Origin of the sequence: Spirillospora sp. NPDC047418 (genome assembly GCF_040643275.1) — a bacterium.
Taxonomy (GTDB): domain Bacteria; phylum Actinomycetota; class Actinomycetes; order Streptosporangiales; family Streptosporangiaceae; genus Spirillospora.
This window is the reverse complement of the sequence record NZ_JBEYTW010000013.1, coordinates 54,240-76,647: the sequence shown is the minus strand read 5'-3', so window position 1 is coordinate 76,647 and position 22,408 is coordinate 54,240. Positions and strand designations below refer to the sequence as shown.

General features: G+C 74.8%; 22 protein-coding genes. 17 read left to right on the top strand and 5 right to left on the bottom strand.

The features are described from left to right. Positions 1-9: 9 nt before the first annotated feature. Positions 10-1,419 carry a DUF1996 domain-containing protein gene (locus ABZ806_RS11020; RefSeq protein ID WP_500216719.1) on the top strand — a complete coding sequence of 470 codons (1,410 nt, stop codon included), beginning with the start codon at positions 10-12 and terminating at the stop codon, positions 1,417-1,419. A gap of 126 nt (positions 1,420-1,545) precedes the next feature. Then, positions 1,546-2,205, top strand: coding sequence for an NAD(P)H-binding protein (locus ABZ806_RS11015; protein WP_500216718.1), 660 nt, complete (start codon positions 1,546-1,548; stop codon positions 2,203-2,205). An 8-nt stretch (positions 2,206-2,213) separates the two neighbouring features. Here the strand turns inward: ABZ806_RS11015 and ABZ806_RS11010 are convergent, their stop codons facing one another. Then, a complete protein-coding gene (locus ABZ806_RS11010) occupies positions 2,214-4,016 on the bottom strand; it encodes an AMP-dependent synthetase/ligase (protein ID WP_500216717.1) in 1,803 nt (600 codons plus the stop codon). Positions 4,017-4,254: 238 nt separating this feature from the next. On the opposite strand from ABZ806_RS11010, the gene ABZ806_RS11005 reads away from it, so the two are divergent. From ABZ806_RS11005 to ABZ806_RS10985, 5 genes are all read left to right on the top strand, one after another. Further along, positions 4,255-4,950 carry a copper homeostasis protein CutC gene (locus tag ABZ806_RS11005; RefSeq protein WP_500216716.1) on the top strand — a complete coding sequence of 232 codons (696 nt, stop codon included), beginning with the start codon at positions 4,255-4,257 and terminating at the stop codon, positions 4,948-4,950. 43 nt (positions 4,951-4,993) lie between these two features. After that, complete coding sequence (locus ABZ806_RS11000; protein WP_500216715.1) at positions 4,994-5,761, top strand: metallophosphoesterase family protein; 768 nt, start codon at positions 4,994-4,996, stop codon at positions 5,759-5,761. A 64-nt stretch (positions 5,762-5,825) separates the two neighbouring features. After that, positions 5,826-6,260, top strand: coding sequence for an SRPBCC family protein (locus ABZ806_RS10995; protein WP_500216714.1), 435 nt, complete (start codon positions 5,826-5,828; stop codon positions 6,258-6,260). Positions 6,261-6,427: 167 nt separating this feature from the next. Further along, positions 6,428-7,396, top strand: a complete 969-nt coding sequence (locus ABZ806_RS10990) for an ROK family glucokinase (RefSeq protein WP_500216713.1) — start codon at positions 6,428-6,430, stop codon at positions 7,394-7,396. Positions 7,397-7,398: 2 nt separating this feature from the next. Continuing rightward, positions 7,399-8,100 carry an endonuclease/exonuclease/phosphatase family protein gene (locus ABZ806_RS10985; protein WP_500216712.1) on the top strand — a complete coding sequence of 234 codons (702 nt, stop codon included), beginning with the start codon at positions 7,399-7,401 and terminating at the stop codon, positions 8,098-8,100. Here the strand turns inward: ABZ806_RS10985 and ABZ806_RS10980 are convergent. Further along, positions 8,097-8,951, bottom strand: coding sequence for a hypothetical protein (locus tag ABZ806_RS10980; protein ID WP_500216711.1), 855 nt, complete (start codon positions 8,949-8,951; stop codon positions 8,097-8,099). The two genes, ABZ806_RS10985 and ABZ806_RS10980, sit on opposite strands and share 4 nt — an antisense overlap. A 367-nt stretch (positions 8,952-9,318) precedes the next feature. Here ABZ806_RS10980 and ABZ806_RS10975 point away from each other — a divergent pair, with 367 nt between their 5' ends. The 8 genes from ABZ806_RS10975 (at position 9,319) to thiI (ending at position 16,702) form a co-directional block, all read left to right on the top strand. Continuing rightward, complete coding sequence (locus ABZ806_RS10975; protein WP_500216710.1) at positions 9,319-10,053, top strand: lysophospholipid acyltransferase family protein; 735 nt, start codon at positions 9,319-9,321, stop codon at positions 10,051-10,053. Positions 10,054-10,055: 2 nt separating this feature from the next. Then, a complete protein-coding gene (macS, locus tag ABZ806_RS10970) occupies positions 10,056-11,207 on the top strand; it encodes a MacS family sensor histidine kinase (RefSeq protein ID WP_500216709.1) in 1,152 nt (383 codons plus the stop codon). Positions 11,208-11,231: 24 nt separating this feature from the next. Beyond that, a complete protein-coding gene (locus ABZ806_RS10965; protein ID WP_500216785.1) occupies positions 11,232-11,870 on the top strand; it encodes a response regulator in 639 nt (212 codons plus the stop codon). Between the two features lie 80 nt (positions 11,871-11,950). After that, entirely contained in the window at positions 11,951-12,913 is a 963-nt protein-coding gene (locus tag ABZ806_RS10960) for a TIGR04222 domain-containing membrane protein (protein ID WP_500216708.1), read from the top strand. Beyond that, the gene (locus ABZ806_RS10955) at positions 12,903-13,727 is read left to right on the top strand and encodes an MbnB/TglH/ChrH family RiPP precursor modification enzyme (protein WP_500216707.1); all 825 of its coding nucleotides are present in this window, start codon (positions 12,903-12,905) and stop codon (positions 13,725-13,727) included. The genes ABZ806_RS10960 and ABZ806_RS10955 overlap by 11 nt, the downstream gene beginning before the upstream one ends. Beyond that, a complete protein-coding gene (locus ABZ806_RS10950) occupies positions 13,724-14,176 on the top strand; it encodes an SCO6045 C-terminal-like domain-containing protein (protein ID WP_500216706.1) in 453 nt (150 codons plus the stop codon). The genes ABZ806_RS10955 and ABZ806_RS10950 overlap by 4 nt, the downstream gene beginning before the upstream one ends. Positions 14,177-14,340: 164 nt before the next feature. Then, complete coding sequence (locus ABZ806_RS10945) at positions 14,341-15,366, top strand: 6-phosphofructokinase (RefSeq protein ID WP_500216705.1); 1,026 nt, start codon at positions 14,341-14,343, stop codon at positions 15,364-15,366. Between the two features lie 103 nt (positions 15,367-15,469). Continuing rightward, positions 15,470-16,702, top strand: coding sequence for a tRNA uracil 4-sulfurtransferase ThiI (thiI, locus tag ABZ806_RS10940; RefSeq protein WP_500216704.1), 1,233 nt, complete (start codon positions 15,470-15,472; stop codon positions 16,700-16,702). A gap of 52 nt (positions 16,703-16,754) precedes the next feature. On the opposite strand, the gene ABZ806_RS10935 is transcribed toward thiI, so the two are convergent. The 3 genes from ABZ806_RS10935 to aroF form a co-directional block, all read right to left on the bottom strand. Then, a complete protein-coding gene (locus tag ABZ806_RS10935) occupies positions 16,755-17,639 on the bottom strand; it encodes a DUF5954 family protein (protein ID WP_500216703.1) in 885 nt (294 codons plus the stop codon). A 253-nt stretch (positions 17,640-17,892) separates the two neighbouring features. After that, complete coding sequence (locus ABZ806_RS10930; protein ID WP_500216784.1) at positions 17,893-18,555, bottom strand: EamA family transporter; 663 nt, start codon at positions 18,553-18,555, stop codon at positions 17,893-17,895. A gap of 138 nt (positions 18,556-18,693) precedes the next feature. Further along, the gene (aroF, locus tag ABZ806_RS10925; protein WP_500216702.1) at positions 18,694-19,740 is read right to left on the bottom strand and encodes a 3-deoxy-7-phosphoheptulonate synthase; all 1,047 of its coding nucleotides are present in this window, start codon (positions 19,738-19,740) and stop codon (positions 18,694-18,696) included. A 269-nt stretch (positions 19,741-20,009) separates the two neighbouring features. Here aroF and ABZ806_RS10920 point away from each other — a divergent pair, with 269 nt between their 5' ends. Together ABZ806_RS10920 and ABZ806_RS10915 are read left to right on the top strand one after the other, a co-directional pair. Next, positions 20,010-20,633 (top strand): sulfite oxidase-like oxidoreductase, encoded by a 624-nt coding sequence (locus ABZ806_RS10920; protein ID WP_500216701.1) that lies wholly within the window; start codon positions 20,010-20,012, stop codon positions 20,631-20,633. A 112-nt stretch (positions 20,634-20,745) separates the two neighbouring features. Then, positions 20,746-22,350, top strand: a complete 1,605-nt coding sequence (locus ABZ806_RS10915) for a histidine kinase (protein WP_500216700.1) — start codon at positions 20,746-20,748, stop codon at positions 22,348-22,350. Positions 22,351-22,408 lie beyond the last annotated feature (58 nt).

Genomic DNA, 22,408 nt, shown 5'->3' with positions numbered 1-22,408 from the left:
CACTTTTCCATGGGACGAAAGAAGAAAGCCTTCGCCGTGCTGATCCCGGCGCTCGCCCTCGCCGCGACGGCCTGCCAGGAGACCCCCGGCGCCGTGGCGCAGCCGAACGGTCCGCAGCCGGCCAAGACCGCCAGCCCCGCCGCCTATCCGGGACAGCCGGCCGACGGCAACGACGGCTCCGGAATCCCCAACCTCCAGGGCGGCGGCCAGAACTACGGCCGGCCGACCGCCCAGCCCACCGCCCAGCCCACAGCCCAGCCGCCCGTCCAGCCCACTGCCGAGCCCACCGCCCAGCCGACCGACGGCGCGAACGGTGGCCAGCAGAACAACGGCGGCCAGATGGGCGACGGCGGTCAGATGAATGACGGCGGTCAAATGAACGACGGCGGCCAGATGGGGAATGGCGGCCAGATGAACGATGGCGGCCAGATGGGCGACGGCGGTCAGATGAACGACGGCCAGAACGGAGACCAGGGGAACGGCGGCCAGAACGGCGACCAGGGCAATCAGCCGCCGCCGAACCCGGAGCTGCGCGCCGACCAGTTCGTCGACATCCGCAAGGCGCCCCGCGTCCGGCAGCCGCGCCGCACCCGGCAGGCGTCCACCGGCGTGTTCGCGTCCGAGTGCGGCGTGAACGAGGGCCAGGCGCACAGCAACCCCGACAACGTGCTCGCGGCGCCCGGCGTCGTGAACGGCGCGCACCACATCCACGACTACGTCGGCAACCTCGACACGAACGCCTTCTCCACCGACGAGACGTTCGCCGCGGCCGGGACGACCTGCACCAACGGCGACAAGTCGGCCTACTTCTGGCCGGTGATCCGGCTCCGCGACGGGCAGGACGACTCCGACCGGGCGCAGCAGAGCACCGCGGACGGCAACGTCGGCAGCATCGTCACCCCGTCCAGTGTGAAGCTCCAGTTCCTCGGCAACCCGCGCGCCAAGGTGACCGCGGCGCCGCAGTTCATCAGGATCGCGACCGGTGACGCCAAGGCCGTCACCAACGGCCTGAAGAACGCCCACTCCCAGTGGACGTGCAGCGGCTTCGAGAACCGGGCGTTCACCGACAAGTACCCGCTCTGCCCCGAGGGCAGCAAGGTGGAGCGCGTGCTGAACTTCCCCGGCTGCTGGGACGGCCAGAACACCGACAGCGCCAACCACCGGGACCACGTCGCCTTCGCCGACGCGCGGACGGGCGCCTGCCCGCAGGGGTTCAAGGCCATTCCGCAGCTGCGGATGACGCTGGCCTACGACGTGCCCGCCAAGCCCCTCGCGTTCGCGCTGGACAGCTTCCCCGAGTCGGGCCACGACCCGGTGACCGACCACGGCGACTTCATCAACGTGATGGGCGAGCAGCTGATGCAGCAGGCCGTCACCGCCATCAACAAGGGCGCGCGCACGACCGGCAAGCGCCGCTGATCCCCGTCCCCGCGTCCGGACGGGTCCGGGCGGCGGGGGCGCATCCCCGGAGACGCGGCCGGTGAGGACGGACCTCACCGGCCGCGTCCGCGCGCGTCCGGCACTCCGGCGGCCTACGATCGCGCCATGGACATTGTGATCGCGGGCGGGCACGGGCAGATCGCGCTGCGGCTGGCCCGGCTGCTGGCCGCACGGGGGGACACCGTACGCGGCATCATCCGCAACCTCGACCACGCCGCCGACGTCCGGGACACCGGCGCCGAGCCGGTCGTGTGCGACCTGGAGGCCGCCGACGCGGCGACGGTCGCGGGCCACCTGGCCGGCGCGGACGCCGTCGTGTTCGCCGCCGGGGCCGGGCCCGGCAGCGGCGCCGCCCGCAAGGACACCGTCGACCGGGCCGCGTCCGTGCTGACGGCGGACGCGGCCGAGCGCGCCGGCGTGCGCGGCTTCGTGCAGATCTCCGCGATGGGCGCCGGCGAGAAGGCCGCCCCCGGGCGCGGCGAGGTCTGGGACGCCTACATCCGGGCCAAGGGCGAGGCGGAGGACGACCTGCGGGACCGCGACGCCCTCGACTGGCTGATCCTGCGCCCCGGCCGGCTCACCGACGACCCGGGCACCGGGCTGGTGCGGCTGGAGGAGCCGCCGATCGGGCACGACGCGGTGACCCGCGACGACGTGGCGGCGGTCATCGTGGCGCTGCTCGACGCCCCCGGCGTCCGCCGCCGCACGCTCGACCTGCTGAACGGCGGCACCCCGATCGAGGACGCCGTCGCCTCCCTCCGCTGACCCGCCGCCTACGCGGTGTAGAGGGACTCGATCTCGTCGGCGAAGTCCTTCATCACGACGTTGCGCTTCACCTTGAGGCTGGGCGTCATGTGCCCGGCCTCCTCGGTGAAGTCGACGCCGAGGATGACGTACTTCTTGATCGCCTCGGCGTGGCTGACCGACTTGTTGGCGTCGGCGACCGCGGCCTCGACCTCCGCGATGACGTCGGGGTCGCGGCGCAGGTCGTCCACGCTCATCGCCTCGGGCTTGCCGTGCTGGGCCTTCCACGGTCCGAGCGCCTCCTCGTCCAGCGTGACGAGGGCGCTGATGAACTTGCGGCCGTCGCCGACGACGAGGCACTGGCTGATCAGCGGGTGCGCGCGGAGCCGGTCCTCCAGCGGGGCGGGCGCCACGTTCTTGCCGGCCGCGGTGACGAGGATCTCCTTCTTGCGGCCGGTGATCCGCAGGAAACCCTCGTCGTCGAGGGAGCCGAGGTCGCCGGTGTGGAACCAGCCGTCCTCCAGCGCCTCCTTGGTGGCGGCCTCGTTGTTCCAGTAGCCGCGCAGGATGTTGATGCCGCGGACGAGCACCTCGCCGTCGTCGGCGATGCGGATGTCCACGCCCGGGATCGGCCGGCCCACCGTGCCGATCTTGATGGCGGTGGGGCGGTTGACGCTGGCGGGAGCGGTCGTCTCGGTGAGGCCGTAGCCCTCCAGGATCGTGATGCCGACGCCGCGGAAGAAGTGCCCGAGGCGCTCGCCCAGCGCGGCGCCGCCGGACACCGCGTACTCCACCCGGCCGCCGACGGCGGCGCGCAGCTTCCCGTACACCAGGACGTCGAAGACCTTGTGCCTGATCTTGAGCCCGAGCCCGGGGCCGCCCGCGTCGAGCGCGCGGCTGTAGGCGACGGCGGTCTCGGCGGCGGCCTTGAAGACCTTGCCCTTGCCGTCCGCGGCGGCCTTCTGCTCGGCGCCGTTGTAGACCTTCTCGAACACGCGCGGCACGGCCAGCAGGAACGTCGGCCGGAACGAGGCGAGGTCGGGCAGCAGGCTCGGGATGTCGCTGTGCCCGAGGACGATGCCGCCCTCGATCGTCGCGACCTCGATCAGCCGCGCGAACACGTGCGCGAGCGGCAGGAACAGCAGCGTGGAGCTGCCCTCCACGGCGATCTCGGCGATCGCGCCCTGCACGGCGTTGCGGGCGGTCGACACGAGGTTCCCGTGGGTGATCTCGCAGCCCTTGGGGCGCCCGGTCGTGCCGGAGGTGTAGACGAGCGTGGCGACGTCGGCGGCCGCGCGGGACCGGCGGCGCTCCTCGATGACGTCGTCGCCGACGTCCGCGCCGAGCCGGACGACCTCGTCCACGCCGCCCGCGTCGATGCCCCACACGTGCGCGAGGCCGGGCAGCGCGCCCCGGACCTCGGCGACGCGCGCCTCGTGTTCGGCGGTCTCGGCGAACACGGCCTTGGCGCCGGAGTCGCCGACGATCCACTCGATCTGCTCGGCGGACGAGGTCTCGTAGATGGGGACCGAGACCGCGCCGGCCGTCCAGATCGCGTAGTCGAGGACGGTCCACTCGTAGCGGGTCCGCGACAGCAGGCACACCCGGTCGCCGGGCTCGATCCCCGCCGCCGCCAGGCCCTTGGCGGCCGCGGTGATCTCGGCGGCGAACTCGGCGGCGGTCACCGCGCTCCACGCCTGCCCCTCGCCCGCGCCGGTCCGGCGGCGCGCGACGATCGTGCCGGGCTCCCCGGACGCCCGGGTGAAGGGGGCGTCGGTCAGATTGGCGGAGTCGGGGACCTCCACCATCGCGGGGACGCTGAACTCGCGCACGGCCCACTCCTGTAGTCGGTCTTCCAGATCGGCGGGAAGTCTGCGGAGGCTTCTCCGCACACGAATGATACCCATGAGTAGGGATTTCGCCCGTCACGTGACCATGCCCGCCCCGCGCCCGGACCCGCGGCGCGCGGGTTAACGGCACGGCAAAGACCGCCGGCCGCCCCGTGGCGGCGCCCGCCCGTCGCCTACCCTTGACCCGGTCGCACAACGGAAACCGTTCGGGGGATGGCCCATGTCGCTGCTCGAAGTGATCGCGCTGACCGCGGACGATGCGCGGGCGGCGCAGGACGGCGGCGCCGACCGGATCGAGGTCGTCGCCGACATGGCCGCCGACGGGCTCACCCCCGACCCCCACCTGGTCGCCGCGATCAGGGCCGCCGCGGCGCTGCCGATGCGGGTGATGCTGCGCGCCAACGCCGGCTTCCGCACGACCGGTGCCGAGCTGGACCGGCTCCGCCGCGCCGCCGCCGACCTCGCCGCCGCGGGCGCGGACGGGTTCGTCCTCGGCTTCCTCGACTCCGCCGGCCAGGTCGACGCCGCCGCCACCGGCAAGCTCGCCGCCGTCGCCGCCCCGCTGCCCTGGACGTTCCACCGCGCGGTCGACCACGCCGCCGACCCCGTCCAGGCGTGGCGCGCGGTCCGGCACCTCGGCGGCGGGCCCGACACCGTCCTCACCGCCGGGTCGCCGCGCGGCGTGGACGCGGGCGTCGACGTGCTGGTCCGGCGGGCCACCGAGGACCCGGACGCGGCCGGGATGATCATGGCCGGGGGCGGGCTGCGCCGCAAGCACGTCGCGGTCCTGGCCGCCGCCGGCGTCACCGCCTTCCACGTGGGCACCGCCGTCCGCCCGGACGGCGCCTGGGACGCCCCCGTCGACCCGGCGCTCGTGCGGGAGTGGCGCTCGCTGGTGTCGGCCGCCACCGGCTGACCCGCTCGTCCTACCGGGCGGTCCGCCCTATTACAGTCAGTTCATGCGGATCCACGTGGTGAGCGACGTCCATGGCCGCGCGGACGCGCTGCGCGGCGCCGCCGACGGCGCCGACGCCCTCATCTGCCTGGGCGACCTGATCCTGTTCGTCGACTACCAGGACCACGCGCAGGGGATCTTCGCCGACCTGTTCGGCCGGCGGAACGCCGACCGCTTCATCGCGCTGCGGACCGGGAAGCGCTTCGACGAGGCGCGCGCGTTCTCCCGCGGCCTGTGGGCGTCGCTGGAGGGCGACGCGTGGCCGCACATCGAGCGCGCGGTCGACCGGCAGTACGCCGAGCTGTTCGCGGCCATGCCGTCCCCCGCGTACCTGACGTACGGGAACGTCGACGTGCCGCGCATGTGGGGCCCGCACCTGCGCGACGGCCACCGCGTCCTGGACGGGGAGACCGCCGAGATCGGCGGCCTGCGGTTCGGGTTCGTCGGCGGCGGCCTCCGCACCGAGTACCGCACCCCCTACGAGCTGGACGAGGAGACCTTCGCGGCCAAGGTCGCGGCCGTCGGCGAGGTGGACGTGCTGTGCTCGCACATCCCGCCCGCCGTCCCCGACCTGCTGTACGACACGGTGGCGCGCCGGTTCGAGCGGGGCAGCGAGGCGATCCTCGACGCGATCCGCCGGACGCAGCCGCGGTACGCGCTGTTCGGGCACGTCCACCAGCCGCTCGCGGGCCGCACCCGGATCGGCCGCACCGAATGCGTGAACGTCGGCCACTTCCGCGCCCGCGGCGTTCCCTACGTCCTCACGGTGTGACGGATACCGTCGGTACGACAGCGGGCCCCGGCACGGGCCCGAGGACAGCCGGAGGGAGACGCAGATGGCGGACCGCACGAGTTCCTCCACCACGGTCAAGGCCGGGAAGGCCGAGATCATGGCGGTGATCGCCGACCTGGAGGCCTACCCGCAGTGGGCGAGCGGCATCCGCGGGTTCACCGTGCAGGAGACCGGCGAGGACGGCCGCGCGGCGCGCGCCAGGCTGACCTTCGACGGCGGGCCGTTCAGCGACACCGTCGGCCTCGCCTACACCTGGGAGGACGACGACCGGGTGACGTGGAAGCTGGTCGAGCAGGGCAACGTCGTGACCGGCCTGCACGGCTCCTACGCCCTGGCCGAGCGGGACGGCGCCACCGAGGTGACCTACGAGCTCGCCGTGGACGTCCGCGTCCCGCTGATCGGCATGGTGAAGCGCAAGGCCGAGAAGCGGATCATCGACTCCGCCCTCAAGGGCCTCAAGCGCCACATGGAGCACTGACCGCCGCGGGCGCGGCGGTCCGGGGCCGGCCGAAGACGAGATACCGTGCACGCCGGTGCCGGGGGATGATGGAGGCGGCGGCGGGGGACGGGACCGTGCCAACCCGCTGGCATCGGGTAATGGGGTAGAGGCTCCAGCCGGGGCGCGCGAGGAGGAGGAAGCGTTACATGGCCCTGACCATCGGCGTGGATGTGGGCGGCACCAAGGTGGCCGCCGGGGTCGTCGACGACCGCGGGACGATACTGGAGAAGGTCCGCCGGCCGACGCCTTCGACGAACCCGAAGGAGACCGCCGAGACCATCGCCGAGGTCGTCGAACTGCTGAAGGGCAAGTACGCCGACGTGTCGGCGGTCGGCCTCGGCACCGCGGGCTTCGTCGACGAGGCCCGCGCCACGGTGCTGTTCGCGCCGAACCTCGCCTGGCGGGACGAGCCGATCAAGGAGAAGGTCGAGAGCCTGGTCGGGCTGCCGGTCGTCGTGGAGAACGACGGCAACGCGACCGCCTGGGGCGAGGCCAGGTTCGGCGCCGGGCGCGGGGAGAACTTCCTCGTCCTGGTGGCGCTCGGCACCGGCATCGGCGGCGGCATCATCATCAACGGCGAGCTGTACCGGGGCGGGTTCGGCATCGGCGCCGAGATGGGGCACTTCCGGGTCGTCCCGGACGGGCGCCGCTGCGGCTGCGGCAACCGCGGCTGCTGGGAGCAGTACGCCAGCGGCAACGCCCTCGTGCACGAGGCCCGCGACCTGGCCCGGGTGGCGCCCGCGATGGCGGGGCGGCTGCTGGAGCTCGGCGGCGGCCGGCCGGAGGGCATCAGCGGCCCCGAGGTCTCGCAGGCCGCCCGCGAGGGCGACAAGGCGGCGCTGGAGTGCTTCCGCGCCATCGCGCACTGGGCGGGCCAGGGCCTCGCCGACCTCAGCGCCATCCTGGACCCGGGCGCGTTCATCATCGGCGGCGGCCTGTCGGACGCCGGGGACCTGCTCCTGGACCCGATCCGGTCGGCGTTCGAGGACGCGCTGACCGGACGCGGCCACCGCCCGCTGCCCGACATCCGCATCGCCGAGCTGGGCTCGGCGGCGGGCATCGTCGGCGCCGCGGACCTCGCCCGCGTCCGGCCCTTCCGGGACGTGATCGTCTAGGCGTGGCCGCCGTCCGCGTGCAGAGCTACAACGTCCGGTCGCTGCGCGACGACCCGGCCGCCGCGGCCCGCGTCGTCCGCGCCATCGCCCCGGACGTGCTCTGCCTGCAGGAGGTTCCGCGGTTCCGCCTGTGGCGCCTGCGGCGCCGCCGCCTGGCGAACGCCTGCGGCATGAGGATCGCGGCGGGACGGCGGGCCTGCGGGCTCGCCGTCCTCACCGCCCCCAGCGTCCACCGCGAGGCCCGCGAGTTCCACCTGCTGACCCCCGACCGGGGCCTGCACCGCCGAGCCCTGGCGATAGCCGTCCTGGAGAAGGACGGCACCCGCCTCATAGCCGCGAGCACTCACCTGGACCTGGAAGACGGCCCGCGCCGCCGCCACGTGGACGAGATCCTCACCCACCTCGACCGCGCCCGCACCCGCTACAACGCCCCCGTGGTCCTGGCCGGCGACTTCAACGAGCAACCGGGCGGCGACTCCTGGACCCGCCTGGCGGAACACTTCCGGGACGCCTACGGAACCGCCCCCACCGGCGCGGAACTCACCTTCTCGTCCCGCAACCCCGCCCGCCGCATAGACGCGGTCTTCACCGACCCCACAATCCGGACAAAAGCCTCCGGCGTCCCCACGGACGAGGCCATCGCCCGGGACTACCCGGCGGCCACGGACCACCGCCCCGTCATGGCCGACCTGCTCCTCGGCTAGACGACGGCTCCGTCGTCGTCGTCGCGGGGCTCGTCGCCCATGCGGAGGACGAGGGTGACGAAGCCGCCGATGAAGGCGGCGACGGCGAGGAAGGCCGCCCAGCCGGGGACCTCCCAGTCGAGGATGACGGTGATCAGCAGGTAGACGGGCCCGCCGATCAGCGCGATCCAGGCGCCGCGGGTGAGCGGGTCGGCGGCCGGCAGCGGCGGGGGAGGGGGCGGCACGTAGTGCTCCTCCTCGGCGTCGTTCGCGGGGAACTCGGGCGTCTCCGCGGGCTTGATCACGCGGACGCGGGGGAGGCGGCCGGTGCGGTCGTCGCCCTCCTGCGGGGGGTCCGCGGGCTCGCGGAGGTTCTCCTCCTCGGGCCAGGGGACGTCGTCGCCCTCGGGCCCGGAGTCGAACCCGGCGACGATCTCGGCCCAGATCGCGTCCTCGTCCAGTTCGGCGGGGCCGCCCGCGTCCTTGGCGTCCGCGCCCGGGCCGCCGGAGGAGCCGGCGAGGCCGGTGTCCGCCAGGTCGGCCGTGCCGGCGCGCCCGGCCGGCTCGGCGGGCTCGGCGCGCCCCTCCTCGGAGCCGCGGGCGGAGGCGTCGCGGAGCCGGGCGAGGTGGACGCGCAGGATGCCCTCGGCGGCCGGCTTCATGTCGACGTCCACGTAGAGCCGGTCGAGGACGTCGCCCGACACCGGTTCGGCGGCCGGCTCGGCGAGTTCGGGCAGGCCGGACGGCGAGGTCGCGTAGGCGGCCACCCCGGCCTCGCCGAGCGCCGTCAGCATCGCGTCGGCCAGATGCGGGGCGAGGTCGACCAGCGGGGCGTAGGTGTCGGCCGACAGTCCATTGCCACGGCGATTCACGGGGCCGGCTCCTTCGACGACTCCGGCGTGGCCGGCTGCACCGGCATGGCGGCCTCCGCTCCCCCAACGACAGTGCGGTGCCCGGCGGCGCGCGCGGCGGACCGCGGCGCTCCCGGACACCCCGAAACGTGTGTCCCACGGTATTCGCTGCGCCGCGCGGGACAAGCCCCCCGGCGCACCCGATTGAGATTCACCGTTCAGAGCCTACGTTCAATCCGGCCCCCGCCGCGGCGCGGGCCGCGTCCCGATCAGGGGTACCGGCCGGTAGAGGGGCGGGGCCGGGAGTGGGAGGATGTCCCATCGTCTCCCCGTCGGCCAGGACCGGCCGACTCCGCCCTGCCGGCGCCGGTCCGAGGAAGGTGCCCGCATGCTGTGGTTCTGGATACTGCTCAGGATCGTCCTGTCGCCGATCCTGTACCTCGGCTGGTGGCCGCGGAACAAGGGCCGGCGCAACGTCCCGCTGCGGGGGCCGGCGCTGCTGGTGAGCAACCACCTGTCGTTCGCCGACCACTTCTTCGGCCCGCTGCCGCTGCTGCGCCCGATCTTCTTCATCGGCAAGGGCGAGTACTTCACCGGCAGGGGGATCAAAGGGCTGATCAGCAAGGGGTTCTTCACCGGGGTGGGCGTCGTGCCCGTCGACCGCACCGGCGGGGACGCGGCCGAGGCGGCGCTGCAGACGGGGCTGCGGATCCTCGGCGAGGGCAAGCTGCTCGGCATCTACCCGGAGGGCACCCGGGCGCCCGACAACCGGCTGTACCGGGGCAAGACGGGGGTGGCGCGGCTGGCGCTGAAGTCCCGCGTGCCGGTGATCCCGATGGCGATGATCAACACGTTCGAGCTGATGCCGCCCGGCAGGCCGCTGCCGCGCCTCGGCGTCCGGCCCGGCGTCCGGTTCGGCGAGCCGATGGACTTCTCCCGCTACTACGGGCGCGAGGACGACCGCGAGGTGCTGCGGCGGATCACCGACGAGATCATGGCGACGATCCGGGAGCTGTCCGGGCAGGAGTACGTCGACCGGTACGCCGCCGAGGTGAAGGCCGAGATGGCCGGCAAGACGGTGCGGCCGGTCGAGGACGACGACGGCCTGAGCGACCAGGGCTAGGCATGCCGGGCCTGGAGGTCGCGCTGTGGCGGGCCGTGGCGGTCTACCGGGGTCTCGCGCTGGTCTACGCCGCGGTCGTGATCGCCATGAACGCGGGCGGCTACGCGCATCCGGCCGGCGGCTGGGCCGTCCTCGCCGCCATGACCCTCTGGACCGGCTACGCCGCCCTGGCGTTCGGCGACCCGCGCCGGCGCGGCCGGCTGCTCCTGGCGGCGGACCTCGCCGTCGCCGCGGCCTGCGTGCTGGCGACGGCGTGGGTGGAGTCGGCCGCCAACATCGCCGCCGGGCGCCCCACGCTGCCGGTGTCGTGGGTCGCGGCGGCGGTGCTGTCGTGGGCGGTGGCGGGCGGGCGGCGGCTCGGCCTCACCGCCGCGCTCGTCCTCGCCGCCGCGAACCTGCTGGTGCACGCCATCGCCGGGACCAGCGGCGGCATCGGCGACACCACGTTCAACGGCATCGTGCTGCTGTTCCTCGCCGGGCTCGTCGTCGGGCACGTCGTCCGGCTCGCGCGGGAGGCCGAGGCGCGGCTGGCGCGCGCGGTGGAGCTGGAGTCGGCGAACCGGGAGCGGGAGCGGCTCGCCCGCCGCATCCACGACTCGGTGCTGCAGGTCCTCGCCATGGTGCAGCGGCGCGGCGGCGAGCTCGGCGGGGAGGCGGCCGAGCTGGGCCGCCTCGCCGGCGAGCAGGAGGCCGCGCTGCGCGCCCTCATCGGCACCGCCCCGGCGCCGGCGCGGGCCCGGGACGCCGCCGCCGACGCCGACCTGCGGCCGCTGCTGACCGCGCACGCGTCCACGTCCGTCACCGTCTCGACGCCGGCGACGGAGGTGCCGCTGCCCGCGCACGCCGCCGGCGAGGTCGCGGCGGCCGTGGCGGCGGCCCTGGACAACGTCCGGCGGCACTGCGGCGACGGCGCCCGCGCGTGGGTCCTGCTGGAGGACGGCGGCGGCGAGGTCACCGTCAGCGTCCGCGACGACGGCCCCGGCATGCCCGACGGCAGGCTGGACGAGGCCGCCGCGGCCGGCCGGCTCGGCGTCGCCCAGTCCATCCGGGGCCGGGTGACCGACCTCGGCGGCACCGTGCTGGTCTTCTCCGCGGCGGGCGAGGGCACCGAGATCGAGATGACCGTGCCCCGCCGCCCGGTTCGTCCGGCTTAGGGTGTGACCGTGAGCCTGCGAGTCATGGTCGTGGACGACCACCCGATGTGGCGCGAGGCCGTCGCCCGCGACCTCGCCGAGGCCGGGCACGACGTGGTCGCGACCGCCGGCGAGGGCCGTGCCGCCGTCCGCATCGCGGCCGCCGCCCGCCCCCAGGTCGCCGTCGTCGACCTCCAGCTGCCCGACATCGGCGGCGTCGAGGTGACCCGCCACCTGGCCGCCGCCGACCCGCCCGTCCGGGTGCTGGTGCTGTCGGCGAGCGGCGAGCAGCAGGACGTCCTGGAGGCGGTGAAGGCGGGCGCCACCGGCTACCTGCTGAAGTCCGCGGCCCGCGAGGAGTTCCTGGACGCCGTCCGGCGCACCGGCGAGGGCGACGCCGTCTTCACCCCCGGCCTCGCCGGGCTCGTCCTCGGCGAGTACCGCCGCCTCGCCGCCGCGCCCGCCCGCGAGGACGACGACGCGCCCCGCCTCACCGACCGCGAGACCGAGGTCCTGCGCCTCGTCGCCAAGGGCCTGACGTACAAGCAGATCGCGCAGCGCCTCGTCCTGTCCCACCGGACGGTGCAGAACCACGTGCAGAACACCCTCGGCAAGCTGCAGCTCCACAACCGCGTCGAACTCGTCCGCTACGCCATCGAGAAGGGCCTCGACCAGGAGGACTAGCGGCCCCGGATCCTGCCCCGAACCACGGCCCGAGCGCCCGCGTCTCACAAGGTGAACGTACTGCCGGACGGGAGCCTGCCATGGTCGACGACATTTCGGGCACGCTGGGCTTCCTCGCGGTCTACTTCGTGGCCGGGGCCCTGCTGCTGATGATCCGGCGGACCGTGCGGGCACCGCGGGCGCGCGGCGCTCCGCCGCCGCGCGAGCCGCACCCGTACGAGATCGCCTACCTGAACGGCGGGGGACGGCACGCGATCGCGGCCTCGCTGACCGCGCTCCGGCTCGACCGCGCGGTCGACGCGCACGCCGACGGGCGGCTCGTGGCGACCGGGCCGTCCGGCGCGGGCCCGCGCGCGGCCGGGACTCCGCTGGACGCGGCGGTCTTCGGCGCCATCGCGGCCGGCCGGGCCGGGACGCTCGCCGAGCTCACCGCGGAGCCGGGCGTCCGGGCCGAACGCGATCGGCTCCGCGACGGGCTGATCGCCCAGGGCCTGCTGATCGGGCCGGGCGAGCGTACCCGGCTGCGGATCGTTCGAGGCGCCGTGTGGATCACCCTCGGCTTCTCGGTCTTCTTCCGGGGCGATGTCTTCGACGGGTTCCCGGCCATCCTGGTGCCGCTCGCGGGCCTGGCCGTGCTGGGGGCCGGCGCGCTGGCGCTCCGCACGGACGGCGAGCGGACGGCGGAAGGGAAGCGGGCGGTCGAGCGGGCCGGGGAGCGCGCCTCCCATCTCGGCCCGGAGAACGCGGCCGCCTACGCCGGGCTCCCCGCCCCCGAGGTCCTGCTCGGCGTCGGGCTGTTCGGGACGGCGGCGCTGATGGCGCTCGACCCGGTGTTCGCCCACACCGCCGGGCTCGGCCACTACCTGGAGCTGTCCGACGCCGCGGCGACCTCGGGCAGCCAGTGGGCATCGTCGTGCTCGTCCAGCGCCTCGGTGTGCTCGGCGTCGTCCTGCGGCGGAGGCGGCTCCTGCGGCGGAGGCGGCGGTGGCGGCTGCGGGGGTGCAGGCGGCTGCGGCGGGGGAGGGGGCTGCGGTGGCGGCTGACCTTCCGGAGCTGGGCGTCGGGATCGGGTGGCGGCCCGAGATCGCGGGGTTCGTCGGCGCTCTGCCGGGGCTGCGCTTCACCGAGGTGATCGCCGAGTCGGTGCACCCGGAGCGTCCCGCGCCGGAGCTGGTGGAGCTGCGCGGCCGGGGTGCGGCGGTCGTCCCGCACGGGGTGAAGCTGTCGCTCGGCGGCGCCGAGCCCGTCGCGGCCGGGCGGGTCGCGCACCTGGCCGCGTGCGCCGAGGCGCTGCGCGCCCCGCTGGTGAGCGAGCACGTCGCGTTCGTCCGGGCGGCCGGGATCGAGGCCGGGCACCTGCTGCCGGTGCCGCGCACCCGCGCCGCGCTGGACGCCCTCACCGCCAACATCCGCCGCACGCAGGCCGAGCTGCCCGTCCCGCTGGCCGTCGAGCCGATCGCGGCCCTCTTCGACTGGCCGGACGCCGAGTACGCCGAGGCCGACTTCCTGACCGAGCTGCTCGACCGCACCGGCGCCCTGCTCCTGCTGGACGTCGCCAACGTCTACGCCAACGCCCGCAACCGCGGCGAGGACCCCCTGGACCTCATCGACCGGCTGCCGCTCGACCGCGTCGCCTACTGCCACGTCGCGGGCGGCGCCGAGCAGGGCGGCCGGTACCACGACACGCACGCCGCCGCCGTCCCGCCCGAGGTCCTGGACCTGGTCGGCGAGCTGTGCGCCCGGCGCCGCCCGCCCGGCCTGCTGCTGGAGCGCGACGGCCACTACCCGCCGGCCGGCGAGCTGCGCGCCGAGCTGGACGCCGTCGCCGCCGCCTCCGGCCTCCCGCCGATCACATGAGCGGCCCCTTCGACCCCGGGCTGGCGGCGGCGCAGCAGGCGCTCGTGCTCGCCATGACGTCCGGCGGGCCGCTCCCCGACGGCTTCGACGCCGCCGCGGTCGCGGCCGCCGCGCACGGCATCCTGCTCAAGCGGGTCGGCGAGGCCGCCCGAGCCTGGCCCGCGCTCGCCGCGTCCTACGGGACGTCCTGGCGCGAGGTGTTCACCGGGTGGGCCGCCGAGCGGCCCACCCGCGGCTCATTCCGGGACGGGTGGGACTTCGCGCGCGCCCACCGCCGCGATCTCGGCGCGGACGCGGCGCGGGAACTGGCGCTCGCCGAGGTCCGGTGGTCGTATGACGGCGAGTCCCCGCCGCGCCCCCGCCGGCTCGCCGCGCGGCGGACGCCCGGGGGAGTGGCCGTGCTGGTTCGCGGGTACGTCCGGGTCTTCGGACGGGGCGCGTCCCGCTGAGCGCGGTGTCGGCGGAACGAGATGCCGCCGCTCGCGGTAGCGGCTATGGTCTAGACCAATGGCGGCGTGCCGGGAGGTCCGGCCGCGGCCGCCCGGCCGTGCGCGGACCACGGCCCGAGCAGGTGAATCGAGGGAGGAGCCCGGTGGCGGGAGAAGGAGACGGCATGCGCGTCGGAGTGCTGACCGGGGGCGGCGACTGCCCCGGACTGAACGCGGTGATCCGCGCGGTCGTCCGCAAGGGCGTGCAGGTCTTCGGCTACGAGTTCGTGGGCTTCCGGGCCGGCTGGCGCGGCCCGCTCGAAGGCGACACCGTGGCCCTGGACGTGCAGGCCGTGCGCGGGATCCTGCCGCGGGGCGGGACGATCCTCGGCTCGTCCAGGACCAACCCGGTCAAGGTCGAGGGCGGCATAGAGCGGATCAAGGACAACCTCGCCGGCCTCGGCGTGGACGCCCTGATCGCCATCGGCGGCGAGGACACCCTCGGCGTCGCGCGCGAGCTGTACGCCAACGGCGTCAACGTCGTCGGCGTCCCGAAGACGATCGACAACGACCTGAACGCGACCGACTACACGTTCGGGTTCGACACCGCGGTGAACATCGGCATGGAGGCCGTCGACCGGCTGCACACCACCGCCGAGAGCCACCACCGCGCGCTGATCTGCGAGGTCATGGGCCGGCACGCGGGCTGGATAGCGCTGCACGTCGGCATGGCCGCCGGCGCCAACGTCATCCTCATCCCCGAGCGGCCCTTCGACATCGAGAAGGTCTGCCAGTACGTGGAGAGCCGGTTCAAGACCCGGTACGCGCCGATCATCGTCGTGTCCGAGGGCGCCCACCCGATCGACGGGCAGATGGAGCTGCAGACCGGCGAGAAGGACGCGTTCGGGCACGTCCGGCTCGGCGGCATCGGCCAGGCCCTCGCCGACGAGATCGAGAAGCGCACCGGCAAGGAGGCCCGCGCCACCGTGCTCGGGCACATCCAGCGCGGCGGCACGCCCACCGCGTTCGACCGCGTCCTCGCCACCCGCTTCGGCCTGCAGGCCATCGACGCGGTCCGGGAGGGCGACTACGGCAAGATGGTCGCGCTGCACGGCACCGACATCGTCCGCGTCGGGCTGGACGAGGCGACCAAGGAGCTGAAGACCGTCCCGCTGGAGCGCTACGCCGAGGCCGAGGTCTTCTTCGGCTGACCGGCCCTCCTGGCGGGAACACGCTTTCCGGGTCGCGGTGTTGCCCACGGTGGGCCACACTAGAAGCACACCCCAGCACCTGTTCCCGCCAGGAGGACCACGCATGACCACGCTCGACACCGCGCCGGCGGACGTCCGGGAGCAGTCGCCGGTCGACGGCGAGCCGTGCGTGCTGCTCAAACTGGGCGAGGTCGTCCTCAAGGGCAAGAACCGCGAGCAGTTCGAGCGGCGGCTGGCCGACAACGTGCGGCAGGCCGTCCGGCCCATCGCCCGCGTGGACGTCGTCCGCCGCCACGGCGTGTTCATCATCCGCAAGCACGACGCCGATCTCGCCACCATGGAGCGGGTCGCGCAGCGGGTGACCGACGTCATGGGCATCGTGTGGGCGCACCGCGCCTGGCGGGTCGGCAAGGACGTCGCCAGCGTCGAGCGCGCCGCCCTGGAGCTCATGGACGGCCGCACCGGCTCGTTCGCCGTCCGGTCCCGGCGCCGCGACAAGCGGTTCCCGATGACCTCGATGGAGATCGACCGGCACATCGGCGCCCTCGTCGCCCAGCGGTACGGGCAGCCCGTCAGCCTCAAGGACCCCCGGCACACCCTGTCGATCGAGGTCGACCGCGACGAGGTGTTCGTCTACTCCGGCGGCCTGCCCGGCCAGGGCGGCCTCCCCGTCGGGATGAGCGGCCGCGCCCTCGTGCTGATGTCCGGCGGCATCGACTCGCCCGTCGCCGCCTACCGGATGATGCGCCGCGGCCTGCGCGTCGACTACCTGCACTTCTCCGGCATGCCGTTCACCGGCCCCGAGTCGATCTACAAGGCGTACGCGCTGGTCCGCGAGCTGGACAAGTTCCAGGGCGGGTCGCGGCTGTTCGTCGTCCCGTTCGGCAAGGCGCAGCAGCAGATCAAGTCGTCCGGCGCCGACCGGCTCGCGGTGATCGCGCAGCGCCGGCTGATGCTGCGCACCGGCGAGGTCCTCGCCCGCCGCCGCCGCGACACCGCGCTGATCACCGGCGACGCGCTCGGCCAGGTGTCCAGCCAGACGCTCACCAACATCACCGCGCTGGACGACGCCGTGGAACTGCCGATCCTGCGCCCCCTCGTCGGCATGGACAAGAGCGAGATCATGGACCAGGCGCGGCGCATCCGCACCCTGTCGATCTCCGAGCTGCCCGACGAGGACTGCTGCACCATGCTGGCGCCCCGCCGCGCCGAGACCAAGGCCAGGATCGACGACCTGCGCAAGATCGAGAAGCGGCTGGACGTCGACGAGCTGGCCGACCACCTGGCCGACTCCGTCCAGGAGCACCGCCCCGCCTACGCCGACCCGGCCTCGTGACCCCCGGGCCCGCCCGCGCCCGGAAAGCGGGCGCGGCGGGCGCGCGGACGGGCTAGCGGGCGTCGAAGTCGGTCGGGCGGGGAGGCTCGGGGCCGTCGGGGCCCAGCAGGGTGATCCGCTCGATGCGGACGATGCGGAACCGCCGTCCGGCGACCGCGATGCCGTTGCGGCGGGTCTCGTCCTCCAGCAGCTCCGCCGCCTCGGCGAACCGGGCGACGTCCGCGTCGGCCGGGCTCTCCACCGCCGGCACCACGTGCCGGAAGTAGGTGATCAGCGCGTCGCGGGCCTGCTGCGGCGCGTCGTGCAGCCGGCCCACCGGCCGCCAGCGCCGCTCGCTGCGCTCGGCCACCGTGAACACGGGCGTCAGCGCGACCGGGGTGAGGAACGCCCCGGTCGGCTCGCCGCCCGCCGCGGCGGCCGCGTCCAGCACCTGGCACAGCAGCTCGGCGGTCACGAGGTCGGACGCCGGGCCGTCCGCGGGCAGCAGGTCGTAGCCGCGGCCCGCGGGCGGCGGATCCAGGTCGGTCGGGCGGGGCGGCTCGGGCCCGTCCGGGCCGGTGCGGACGAGCTGCTCGATCCGCACGATCCGGAACCGCCGGCCGCCCGCGGCCACCTCGTCGACCGGCCCGCGCCGCAGCCGGTCCGCCGCCCCGGCCAGCTCGGGCTCGGCCGCGCCGCCCTCCAGCACCGCGAGGTCGTCCAGCCGGCCGGCGAGCAGCTCCCGCGCGCCCTGCGGCAGCGGGTCGCACGGGCACACGATCTGCCAGCCGCCCGGGACCTGCTCGGCGGCCGTGAACAGCGCGCCCACGACCACGAGCTCCGGGTAGGCGGACAGGGCGCGGCACGCGTCCGCGAGCATCACCGCGGCGACCGGGTCGACACCGTCCAGATCCTCCGGGAACAGCCGCCCGCCGGCGTCACCATCGCCCATCGTCATGCCGGACATCATCCTCGCCGTGCCGGTTCCGGCCAATGGTCCAGACCATTTCGTTACCGCCGCGTTCTTATTGCAGTGCCCTCCTCCCTCGGGCCTTGGCGGCCCTCCATCGTCGGGAACTGCGGTGCGATCGCTGCATCGCTCCGGCTCGCCTGGCGGCTCGCTGCGCGATCAGGTCCTCGCAGGCTCGAACCTGCCTTCGGTCGCGATCGCGATGCTCGAGGTCGTTGCGTGGCCGAGGTGCCGGCCGGGGTCACCTGCGCCGTGACACGGACACGCTGGGAGCGCGAGCGGCGGCAGACCGCCGGTGGACAGGACCGGGAGCAGCGGGACGGCCGCCGCCCCGAACAGCACCCCGGCCGCGCCCCGGCCGTGGGACGGCCGCCGCCCCGGCCACGGCGCGGTCCTCCTCGCCGCGGGTGATGAGGACGGACGCGATCGTCGCGTACACCGCGTACGCCAGCCCGGACAGCAGCGCCAGCGCGATGCCCACCGGCTCGATGCCCGCGTCCCGGCCGCCGCCGATCAGCAGGGCGCAGCCGGCGACGGCGCCGGCGGTCGCCGCCGCCCAGCGGCCGGTCGGCCGCGACCGCCGGGCCATCAGCCCGATCACGCCGGTGAACGCGGGCGCGCTGCCGATCGTGACGACGGTGCCCGCCGCGACGCCGGTGCGGCCGGCGGCGACGAAGAACGCGGTCTGGTACACCGCGATCGCGGCCGCGCCGAGGGCGAGCGGCGGCGGGTTGCGGCGGTTCCCGAGCAGGCGGCGCAGCCCGGCGCCGAGGCGCGTCCAGGCCGCGAGCGCGAGCAGCACCGCGCCGCCGATCACGACGCGGCTCGCGGCGATCGACAGCGCGGACGCGCCGCCCGCGAACGTGCGGACGGTCCCGGTCGTCCCCCACAGGGACGCCGCCAGCAGGATGTCGGCGCCGCCGCCGAACCGGGCGGCGCGACGCCCCGCGCGGACGCGCGCGGGCCGGCCGCGCCCCGTCAGGAGCGCGGCGGCCCGCAGTCGGAAACCCAGTAGGCCACGGAGCCGGCGATACCGCGCCGATCAGGCCGGAACGGCGTCCGGGTCCTGGGCCTGGGCGAGGGAGCGGCCCACGATGGGCGGCAGGTCGCGCACCAGCTTGGCCAGTTCGCGCAGGTCGCCGTCCACCAGGGCCTGCGGGCCGTCGCACAGGGCGGTCTCCGGGTGCGGGTGCACGTCGATGATCACGCCGTCGGCGCCGACCGCGATCGCGGCGCGGGTCAGCGGCAGCACGAGGTCGCGGCTGCCGCCCGAGTGCGACGGGTCCACGATGACCGGCAGGTGGGAGAGGCGCTGCGCCACCGGCACCGCGGAGATGTCGAGGGTGTTGCGGGTCGCGGTCTCGAACGTGCGGATGCCCCGCTCGCACAGCACGATGTCGAGGTTGCCGCGCTGGGCGACGTACTCGGCGGCCATCAGCCACTCCTCGATCGTCCCGTTCATGCCGCGCTTCAGCATCACCGGCTTGCCGGACTCGCCGGCGGCCTGCAGGAGGGCGAAGTTCTGCGCGTTGCGGGTGCCGATCTGCAGCATGTCCGCGTAGGAGGCGACGAGTTCGACGTCGCCGGCGTCCACCACCTCGGTGACGATCGGCATGCCGGTCTCCGCCCGCACGTCCGCGAGGATGCGCAGGCCCGCCTCGCCGAGGCCCTGGAACGCGTACGGGGAGGTGCGCGGCTTGAACGCGCCGCCGCGCAGCAGCGTCGCGCCCGCGGCCTGCGCCATCTGCGCGGCGCCGAGCGTCTGCTCGGGCGTCTCGACGGCGCACGGACCGGCGATCAGCGTCATGGTGCCGGGGCCGATCGGCACGCCGCCGACCCGCACGACCGAGCGCTCGCCGTGGTTCTCGCGGCTCACCAGCTTGTAGGGCGCCGAGATGCGGACGACGTCGCTGACGCCGCGCATCCCGCGCAGGTTCAGCGAGCCGAACTGCTGGACGTCGCCGACCAGCCCGACGATGGTCCGCTCGATGCCGCGGCTGACGAAGGCGTCGCCCCCCGCCGTCTCGACCAGTGAGACGACGGCCTTGATATCCGCTTCGTTGGCCTCCGGGGCCATGACGACGACCATTGGTGTGCTGCCTCTCCTGTTTCGCCCGGAACCCTGGTGGATCCCGCGGACGACCCCTGAAACAGAGAAAGCCCCGGGCCACTGGGCCCGGGGCTTCTCGTTCCGTGGTCTGTCAGCGCAGCGCCTGGCAGACCAGCCTCCCGGGCTGGCCGTACCAAAAGAAATAGACGACGTTGCGCACGGCCCCAGCGTAGCCGATGTCCGGTGCGCGCATTCGCACCGCCCCCGAATATGGCTCAGCTCACGCCGGGTGGCAGGATGGCCGCGTCATGACCCACCCCGAACGCTCCGCACCGCAGCCCCGGGATCTGCCGCCCGGCCAGTACGTCCCCCGCGGCTGGCCCGTCCTCCACTACGGCCCCGTGCCGAAGTTCCGTCCCGCGGACTGGGACTTCCGGGTCTTCGGCGCCACCGCGTCGGGCGGCCAGCACCGCTGGACCTGGGACGAGTTCGACGCGCTGCCGCGGACCGGGTCGGTCGCCGACTTCCACTGCGTCACCAAGTTCACCGTCCCCGGCAACGCGTGGGAGGGCGTCCCCGGCACGGCGGTCGCGGAGCTGGCGCCGCCCGCGGCGGACGCCACGCACGTGATGGTCTGGGCCGAGTACGGCTACAGCGCCAACATCCGGATGAGCGACTTCCTCGCCGACGGGACGATGTTCGCCACGCACCACGACGGCGAGCGGCTGACCGCCGACCACGGCTTCCCGCTCCGCATCGTCGTCCCGCACCTGTACTCGTGGAAGAGCGTGAAGTGGGTCCGCGGCATCGAGTACATGGCGAAGGACCGGCGCGGCTTCTGGGAGGAGCGCGGCTACCACAACGTCGCCGACCCGTGGCGGGAGCAGCGCTACTCCTACCAGGAGGACGAGGGCGAGTCCCCGCCCCTGTGACGCCCCGGACGCGCCCGCCCGCGGGCGCGTGGCCGGGTGTGGCCCATCCGAGACATTCGTAAATGGCCAACGGCCGGACTGCCGGGCACGGAAGACGTTACCGTAAGTCGTCATGGTCCTACCGTCCGTCGCCGATGCCGTGGTGTGCGCCACGGCCGCCGGTGCCGCCTCCGGATTCTGGGCGCTGCGCCGGTGGCCGCCCCTGCCGTCCGGCTGCCTGCGCGCCTCCCGCGTCCCCGGCGGCCCGGCCGAGCAGGCGGCGTTCGCGACCCTGCACCTGCTCGCGCGGGCGGCGCAGCCGCTGCGCGCCGGGCTCACCGACGACACGGCCCGCACGGCGGCGCGGCGGCTGCGGCCACTGCTCGGCGCCGAGGCGATCGCCCTGGTCGCAGTGCGCCCCCCGACCAGCGTCCCGAACGACCCCGACGACCCCGACGACCCCGACGACCCCGACGACCCCGACGACCCCAACGGCCACGGTGACCCCCGCCGCTCCGGTGATCTCCGCGGCCCCGATGACCCCGGCGGCTCCGGCGACTTCCGCGGCTCCGGCTGCCCCGGCGACCTCGGCGGCTCCGGTGACCTCCGCGGCCCCGGCAACCTCCGCGGCCTCGGCGGCCTCGGCGGACCCAGCGGCCCCGGAGACCCCCGGGACCCTGGCGCGCCGGGCGTCCCCGGGGACTCCGGCGACTTCGGCGGCGGGCCGCTGCGGGCCGAGCCGCGGCTGCTGGCCTGGGCCGGCCCGGACGGCGGCGCCCATGCGGCGGAGGCCGTCCGGCAGGCGCTGCCCGTGCTGGCCTCCGGCCGGCCCCGGGTCGGCCGGCCCGGCCCGGCCGGCTGCGGCGATCCGCACTGCCCCGCCCGGGTCGCGATGACCGCGCCGCTCACCGTCGAGGGACGGGTGGAGGGCGTGCTGACCGCCTACTGGAGCGGCGCGTCGGCCGCGCGGATCCACGCCACCGGCGAGGCGGCCCGGCAACTGGCCACCCAGCTGGAACTGGCCGAGCTGGACGCGGCCCGCGTCCGGCTCGGCGAGGCCGAGACGCGGGCGCTGCGCGCCCAGATCTCCCCGCACTTCGTCTACAACTCGCTGACCACGATCGCCTCGTTCGTGCGCACCGACCCCGCCCGCGCCCGCGCCCTCCTGCTGGACTTCGCCGACTTCGCCCGCTACTCCTTCCGCAACCCCCGCGACTTCACCACCCTCGCCGACGAGCTGCGCTCCATCGACCGCTACCTGCTGCTGGAGCGGGCCCGGTTCGGCGAGCGGCTGCTGTGCAGCGTCGACGTCGCGCCCGAGGTGTTACCGGTCGCCGTCCCGTTCCTGGCGCTGCAGCCGCTCGTCGAGAACGCCGTCCGGCACGGCATGGCGGGCCGGCGCGGACCGTTCCACATCACGATCACGGCGCGCGACTCCGGCGCCGAGGCCGCGATCAGCGTCGAGGACGACGGGGCCGGCATGGACCCCGAGCGGCTCCAGGAGATCCTGTCCGCCCCGCTCGGCCGCCCCGGCCCGACCGGCTGGGGCAGCATCGCGTCCCGGCCCCGCCGGCGGGACGGGCACGCCGACCCCGGCATCGGCCTCGCCAACGTCGACGAGCGCATGCGGCAGGTCTACGGCGACGAGTACGGGCTCACCGTCGAGACAGCGCTCGGCGCCGGGACCAAGGTCAATTTGCGCGTGCCGAAGTACCGTCCAGGGGTGTTTCCGGAGTGACCCGTGACCGAGCGCCGCCGCACTCACTTCTTGGAATCGATTGCGGACGGACGGTAAT

What these genes read in the sequence shown, in the direction of transcription:
- ABZ806_RS11020 (WP_500216719.1), top strand. Translation starts at nt 10, where the DNA reads ATGGGACGAAAGAAGAAAGCCTTCGCCGTGCTGATCCCGGCGCTCGCC.
- ABZ806_RS11015 (WP_500216718.1), top strand. Translation starts at nt 1,546, where the DNA reads ATGGACATTGTGATCGCGGGCGGGCACGGGCAGATCGCGCTGCGGCTG.
- ABZ806_RS11005 (WP_500216716.1), top strand. Translation starts at nt 4,255, where the DNA reads ATGTCGCTGCTCGAAGTGATCGCGCTGACCGCGGACGATGCGCGGGCG.
- ABZ806_RS11000 (WP_500216715.1), top strand. Translation starts at nt 4,994, where the DNA reads ATGCGGATCCACGTGGTGAGCGACGTCCATGGCCGCGCGGACGCGCTG.
- ABZ806_RS10995 (WP_500216714.1), top strand. Translation starts at nt 5,826, where the DNA reads ATGGCGGACCGCACGAGTTCCTCCACCACGGTCAAGGCCGGGAAGGCC.
- ABZ806_RS10990 (WP_500216713.1), top strand. Translation starts at nt 6,428, where the DNA reads ATGGCCCTGACCATCGGCGTGGATGTGGGCGGCACCAAGGTGGCCGCC.
- ABZ806_RS10975 (WP_500216710.1), top strand. Translation starts at nt 9,319, where the DNA reads ATGCTGTGGTTCTGGATACTGCTCAGGATCGTCCTGTCGCCGATCCTG.
- macS (WP_500216709.1), top strand. Translation starts at nt 10,056, where the DNA reads ATGCCGGGCCTGGAGGTCGCGCTGTGGCGGGCCGTGGCGGTCTACCGG.
- ABZ806_RS10965 (WP_500216785.1), top strand. Translation starts at nt 11,232, where the DNA reads ATGGTCGTGGACGACCACCCGATGTGGCGCGAGGCCGTCGCCCGCGAC.
- ABZ806_RS10960 (WP_500216708.1), top strand. Translation starts at nt 11,951, where the DNA reads ATGGTCGACGACATTTCGGGCACGCTGGGCTTCCTCGCGGTCTACTTC.
- ABZ806_RS10950 (WP_500216706.1), top strand. Translation starts at nt 13,724, where the DNA reads ATGAGCGGCCCCTTCGACCCCGGGCTGGCGGCGGCGCAGCAGGCGCTC.
- ABZ806_RS10945 (WP_500216705.1), top strand. Translation starts at nt 14,341, where the DNA reads ATGCGCGTCGGAGTGCTGACCGGGGGCGGCGACTGCCCCGGACTGAAC.
- thiI (WP_500216704.1), top strand. Translation starts at nt 15,470, where the DNA reads ATGACCACGCTCGACACCGCGCCGGCGGACGTCCGGGAGCAGTCGCCG.
- ABZ806_RS10935 (WP_500216703.1), bottom strand. Translation starts at nt 17,639, where the DNA reads ATGACGATGGGCGATGGTGACGCCGGCGGGCGGCTGTTCCCGGAGGAT.
- aroF (WP_500216702.1), bottom strand. Translation starts at nt 19,740, where the DNA reads ATGGTCGTCGTCATGGCCCCGGAGGCCAACGAAGCGGATATCAAGGCC.
- ABZ806_RS10920 (WP_500216701.1), top strand. Translation starts at nt 20,010, where the DNA reads ATGACCCACCCCGAACGCTCCGCACCGCAGCCCCGGGATCTGCCGCCC.
- ABZ806_RS10915 (WP_500216700.1), top strand. Translation starts at nt 20,746, where the DNA reads ATGGTCCTACCGTCCGTCGCCGATGCCGTGGTGTGCGCCACGGCCGCC.